The organism is Sellimonas catena (assembly GCF_027924685.1).
In the GTDB taxonomy this organism is placed as follows: Bacteria; Bacillota; Clostridia; order Lachnospirales; family Lachnospiraceae; genus Sellimonas; species Sellimonas catena.
In genome coordinates this window covers 69,754-75,814 of the sequence record NZ_BSBO01000015.1, presented here as the reverse complement: position 1 = coordinate 75,814, position 6,061 = coordinate 69,754, and the positions used below count along the sequence as shown (strand labels likewise).

At 46.6% G+C, this 6,061-nt stretch carries 5 protein-coding genes; 1 reads left to right on the top strand and 4 read right to left on the bottom strand.

Annotated elements, in window-relative coordinates:
- Positions 1-122: 122 nt before the first annotated feature.
- The gene (locus Selli1_RS08650) at positions 123-1,841 is read right to left on the bottom strand and encodes a beta-N-acetylhexosaminidase (protein WP_281872734.1); all 1,719 of its coding nucleotides are present in this window, start codon (positions 1,839-1,841) and stop codon (positions 123-125) included.
- A gap of 247 nt (positions 1,842-2,088) precedes the next feature.
- Between Selli1_RS08650 and Selli1_RS08645 the strand changes: the two genes are divergently transcribed.
- The gene (locus Selli1_RS08645) at positions 2,089-2,961 is read left to right on the top strand and encodes a class I SAM-dependent methyltransferase (RefSeq protein ID WP_191435256.1); all 873 of its coding nucleotides are present in this window, start codon (positions 2,089-2,091) and stop codon (positions 2,959-2,961) included.
- A gap of 70 nt (positions 2,962-3,031) precedes the next feature.
- On the opposite strand, the gene Selli1_RS08640 is transcribed toward Selli1_RS08645, so the two are convergent.
- The 3 genes from Selli1_RS08640 to Selli1_RS08630 are packed head-to-tail and all read right to left on the bottom strand — an operon-like array spanning position 3,032 to position 6,060.
- Positions 3,032-3,961 (bottom strand): alpha/beta fold hydrolase, encoded by a 930-nt coding sequence (locus Selli1_RS08640; RefSeq protein WP_281845002.1) that lies wholly within the window; start codon positions 3,959-3,961, stop codon positions 3,032-3,034.
- A 7-nt stretch (positions 3,962-3,968) separates the two neighbouring features.
- Complete coding sequence (locus Selli1_RS08635) at positions 3,969-5,339, bottom strand: citrate/2-methylcitrate synthase (protein WP_087169040.1); 1,371 nt, start codon at positions 5,337-5,339, stop codon at positions 3,969-3,971.
- A gap of 40 nt (positions 5,340-5,379) precedes the next feature.
- Positions 5,380-6,060 (bottom strand): TIGR00266 family protein, encoded by a 681-nt coding sequence (locus Selli1_RS08630; RefSeq protein WP_087169039.1) that lies wholly within the window; start codon positions 6,058-6,060, stop codon positions 5,380-5,382.
- Position 6,061 lies beyond the last annotated feature (1 nt).

Sequence of the window (6,061 nt, the reverse complement as noted above, 5' to 3'; positions counted from 1 at the left end):
TCCTGTCTGTAAAGAGAAAAGAGCATGCAGTAAATCACGGCATACTCTCATCATTCTTCTGATCCATCTATTCTTACTATCTGCTTTTTTCTTTCAATCTCAAGCATTTATAAAATGTTGCTCTACACCAGACGGCTTCTTATGCCTCCCAGGCGTACATCAATCACTTCATACCCCTGTGGTTTACATTCATCCATCCAGAGTTCTTCCCTCATGCTGTGCAGTTCCTCCAGAAGAGCAAGACATGCCGGGATCCGTTTCTCAGCCCAGATGCGAAGCCGCTCCCGGTCCTGATTGTCATAATCGGACTTTAATTCCAGCCCCATCTCCGCTTTCTCAGCCAGAAACGCTGCCAGCTTCTGATAATAAGCAAACAGTTTCCGGACTCTTGGCGGCTGTTCTTTTGCAAGGCACTGCTCCAGCTTTTCTACAAGCTCATGATAATGTTCTTTGAGTCCTTTTCCTTTGAACTGTCCGTCAAATATTCCAAGCATCGGATCCTGGTAAAGAGCCAGCTTGGATGGATTGGCCGACTTGAGGTTGTGCGGATCCTCCGGCTGGAAATTGTCAAACCGGTCAAGAAGCATAATATCTTCACTGTCAATACCAAACAGCTCCTTCATTCTGTCCTGAAGCCGTTCTTTCGTCACTTCTTTTTCGTAGGCACACTCGGCAAAATATGTTAAGGAAAGCAGGCAGGTTTCCATCGGTGTTTCAGCCCCGTCGTCCTGCCACAGGGTGCAGAACCATTTGTCCGCCCCTGCTTCTTTCATCACTTTCGTTCCTACTCGTGTCGTTTCCAAGGCTCTTGAATAATTCGGCGCAATTCCGTTCCATGTCCATCCCCCTCCGGCAAAATACATGTTGTCGGAAAGTTTTCCGTGAAGATGTACCATCTTCCTGTATACATCCTCGGACGCATTATAGTAATCCCAGTATACGAGCGTAAGATCCCTGTCCGGTTTGTCCTTCTCCTGCCATTCATAGTCCTCGGAAACACTGTAGTAACCTCCATCCTCAGATGCCAGCATGAAATACATATCACTCCAGATCATCGGATCAAAATCGTATTTCCGGCAGATTTCGCATACCCGGTCCAGATGCTCTTTCATAATTCCGGTACGGTCCTGATAGCCGTTCTTTCTCAGATAATTTCCAAGCCCCAGCTGAAATGCCTCATCCATTCCGATGTGAATCCGCCTTCCTGAAAACGAAGTCCTTACAGAACGGATCATGTCTTCTAAGAATTCATATACTGCAGGTTCTCCCACAAGAAGGATATCCCCATTGTCCCGCATCTTTTCCGTAACCGGCCACCTGAGAAACATCCTCATATGTGCAAGTGTCTGTATACACGGAACCAGTTCAATCCCGAACTTCGCGGCATACCGCTCAATCTCCCGGATTTCTTCTTTCGTATATCTTCCCCTGAGCGCCCCGAAATGAGGATGTTTTGGGATCTCATATGTATCTTCCGTATAAAGAAGAAGATCATTCATTCCCAGAAGTGCCAGATACTCAATATACCGTTTTACTGTCGTGGCTTTAAGCACCCCGTTTCTGGAACAATCAAACATCGTTCCAAGCCGGCTCGTGTATGCTGCCTCTGAATAGGAAATATCTTCCCCGGGATGCCCCAGAACCATTCCAAGCGCCCGGTAATACTCAACATCCTGATGGTACTGAATTTTGACATTGTTTCCATATTTCAGCACCTTCAATCCGGATTTTTCCGTATACTCTGGATAAATTACCAGTTCTTCTCCCGGTGCTTCCGGAAAATGCTTCAGCAGAATCTCCGAAGTCTCCTGAAATTTTAAGTCCTTTACAATCAGTTTCATATCGTCCTCCTGTTATCCTTTAGACCTTCGAACCATTTCTCCGTACGAACTGCTTCGAAAGAAAAATATCCGAATACAAAGGGGATTATAAATGCGAGTAAAATATTACTGTCATTTCATTTTACCCCCCCCCCGGTATTTTTTGTCAAGTTATATCAAAAATTCTTAATTATCCATCTTATTTATCGCTTAGACTCACAAATATATGATACACTGTCTGTACTATGATTGGAAGGGGATGGACGTTATGAATATCATCTGGTCAAAATATATACAGGGAGTAAAAACTTTATATTTTTCCCGCAGATTACGGTTTCATGACATGTTTGCAGAACAGTATCAGGCACTGTTTGACTTGAGTAAAGAGAAGCAGCTCAAAATTCTGGAAATCGGCTGCGGCCCGGGTGCTCTGGCCGGTGCTCTTCACCGTTGGTACCCGAACGCAGAGATTACCGGGCTGGATCGTGACAGTGCATTTATCCAGTTTGCCGGAGAGCATGAACCGGGAATCTCATTTGTTGAAGGGGATGCCGCAAAACTTCCTTATCCGGACAATACCTTCGATGTCACGATTTCCTATACAGTCAGTGAGCATATTGAGCCTTCCGTCTTCTTTCAGGAGCAGCTTCGGGTACTGAAACCAGGTGGAGTCTGTCTTGTGCTTTCCTCCCGTAAAGGAATTACGGTTCCCGCGCCCGCCATTTCCGATAGCGACCGCGAACAGAATTTCTGGGACAAAGCCAGGAAATACGATCATACAAGGGAGCAGTATGAAATCTGCCGCTATCCGATGAGCGAAGCCGAATTACCGCTTGCAATGGAATCCTATGGTTTTCGACAGATTTGCACAGGATTTGTAACAGTCAATCTGACACCTGACAATCCAGATATTCCATCCTCACTGGCTTATGATATGATTAACGCATCCCGCCAGACGGAACTGGATTCTATTGAGTCTGTATATCATTCTATACCTGAACACGTCTCACCCGAAGAACGGGATGAAATGATACAGCTTATCAATGGAAAATATGATCATCGGCTCCGCCAGTACGATCAGGGTGAAAAACAGTGGGATACAAACGTGTCTCTTATCATGGTCGTGCGAGGAGTAAAATGAGCCGGAAGACACTAAAAAGGGAGCCCTGCTTACGCACCCTTCGTGCAAAACAAGGCTCCCTTTTTCTGCTTTATTTTATTATCCGGTCTGCTATCCAGTTCTCAATCTCTTCAAAGACCTGCATCCGGTCTTCTTCATGCAGGATTTCGTGCCGGTCGTCCGAATACAGCCGGATCGTCGTATCTGAAATTCCTGCCTTCCGGAACTGTTCGTATACTTTCCACACTCCGGCTCCGAAATCACCTACCGGATCTTTTGCCCCGGATACAAAAAACACCGGCAGATCTTTCGGTATCTCTTGCACGCCTTTTTTCGTCAGTGTCCGCATACCGCGGAACATCTGACGGTAACCGCTTACCGTAAACAGGAAACCGCAGAGTGGATCTGCTTCGTACCGTGTCACATTTCCCTCATCTGCGGAAAGCCATTCCCGTCCGGTCTTTCCCGGTTCAAATTCTTTGTTATAACTTCCAAACGCCATGCTGTCCACCAGCCGGCTCCGATAATGGTCTCCACGAAATCTGCTGATCAGGCTGCACAGAATCTCTCCTGCCAGAAGCAGCGGGTACGGCTGATACCCGGTCCCCATGATAACGGCTCCATCAAGTTCACTTCCATATTTCTGGATATACTGCCGCAGTAGAAAAGATCCCATACTATGCCCGATCATAAAATACGGGCAGTCCGGATATCTCTTCTTTGTCGCCAGATACAATTTTCGGATATCTCCAATGACACATTCATTTCCCTGCTTCTCCGGGAAATAGCCGTAGTCTTCCTCCGAAAAAATGGATTTCCCATGCCCCAGATGGTCGTGTCCGGTGACATAATATCCCTTCCCGCAAAGCCAGAGCGCAAATTCTTCGTACCGGTCAATATATTCTGCCATGCCGTGGCAGATCTGGATCACCGCTTTCACCTTCCGGCTCTCCGGCTTCCACGCCACGGCATGAATCTTTGTCCTTTTGTCACAGGATAAGTAAAAAGTTTCCCTTTTCATTCACATCCTACCTGTCTTCCAGTTTCACATATTCCTTATGTCCCGCCAGTGCTTTGTAAGCCGGACGGATAATCTTATCTACATTTTTCAATTCTTCAAGACGATGTGCGCTCCATCCGACAATACGTGCCGCTGCAAAGATTGGTGTATAGAGTGCAGGCGGAAGATCCAGCATACTGTATACAAGGCCGCTGTAGAAGTCCACATTGGCATTAACACCTTTGTAGATCTTTCTCTTCTCCCCGATGATCTGCGGGCCAAGGCGCTCCACGAGTTCATAAAGTGCATACTCTTTTTCGTATCCTTTTTCTTTGGCAAGTTTCTCCACAAATACTTTGAAGATCTCTGCTCTTGGGTCGGAAATCGAGTAGACTGCATGTCCCATTCCGTAAATCAGTCCCTTTTTATCAAAGGCCTGCTTATCCAGAAGCCGTGACAGGTAGTCTCTTACTTCGTCCTCGTCCGTCCAGTCTTTCAGATGGCTCTTCATATCCTCAAACATCTGCACAACCTTGATATTGGCCCCGCCGTGTTTTGGTCCTTTCAGAGACGCCATCGCCGCTGCCATCGTAGAATAGGTGTCTGTTCCTGATGAGGTAACGACATGTGTTGTAAAGGTAGAATTGTTACCACCGCCATGATCCATATGAAGCACAAGTGCCATATCCAGAATTCTTGCCTCCAGATCCGTATATTTCCGGTCTTCCCGAAGCATCATCAGGATGTTCTCCGCTGTGGAAAGCTCCGGCTTCGGCGCATAGATAAAAAGATCTTCTCCCATCTTATAATTATACGCATGATAGCCGTACACCATCAACATAGGGAACTGGCTGATCAGATTGAGACACTGTCTCAGTACATTCGGAATACTTGTATCATCCGCCTTGTCATCGTAAGAATACAGCTGAAGAATGCTCCTGGAAATACTGTTCATCATATCAGGGCTTGACGCTTTCATGATCACGTCCCGCACGAAATTCGGCGGAAGCGTTCTTCTCTCTACCAGAAGTTCATGAAAATCTTCCAGCTGCTTTTCTGTCGGCAGTTCTCCGAACAGAAGCAGATATGCAATCTCCTCGAAGCCATAATGATTCGAAGCCAGAAATCCTCCCACCAGATCTTTAATATTATATCCCCGGTAGTAGAGGCTTCCCGGGCAAGGTACTTCTTTTCCGTCCACAATCTCTTTTGCATGAACATCCGAGACATTTGTAAGTCCGGCAAGAACACCTTTTCCGTTTAAATCACGCAGTCCTCTTTTTACCTCGTATTTGGTAAAAAGTTCTTTGTCGATTGCGTTGTTCTTTTCACTCAAATCGGCAAGTTCCTGAATTTTCGGTGTAATCTCAAATAACGCTTCGTCTACTGTTTTGGCCATAAGCTGCTCCTCCTTTACGTCTTGATTTTATGTCAGAGTCCTAGTTTGACGATGGGAAATACGGTCTTAATACACCTGCCACGTTACTCAGCGGCATCGTCTGAAGCCAGACATGTCCCGGTCCCGTAACCACCGTGTTAAACAGGCCTTCTCCTCCAAATACCATATTTTTAATGCCAGGGACGGTCTGAATCTCGATTCCGCAGGAAGCCGACATTGCAGCCAGGTATCCGGTATCAATAACAATCTGCTGATCCGCCCTGAGTTCGTACTCTACCACATGTCCGTCAAACTCGGCAAAAACGATCCCCTGTCCTGACACTCTCTGCATGATAAAACCTTCACCTCCGAAAAGTCCTGAAGCCACCTTTTTCTGGAAATGGATACTCAGTTCCACTCCAGCCTCAGAGGCAAGAAATGCGCTTTTCTGCAGAATATACTCCTGGCCCGGGCCGACTTCAAATGCCTTGATCGAGCCAGGAAAACTGGATGCAAACGCAATCATGCCGTTTCCATGCTCTGCAGTATAAACATTCTGGAAAATCGAATCTCCGGAAAACATTCTTCCAAATGCCTTTCCAATACCTCCGCGGGCTCCGGATTCCATCCGCATATTCGGTGACATCCAGCTCATCGCGCCCCGCTCTGTCACCATCTTTTCACCATCTTCCAGGTGGCAGATTACTACCGGCAGTGTCTCTCCCTTAATCTCATAACGCATC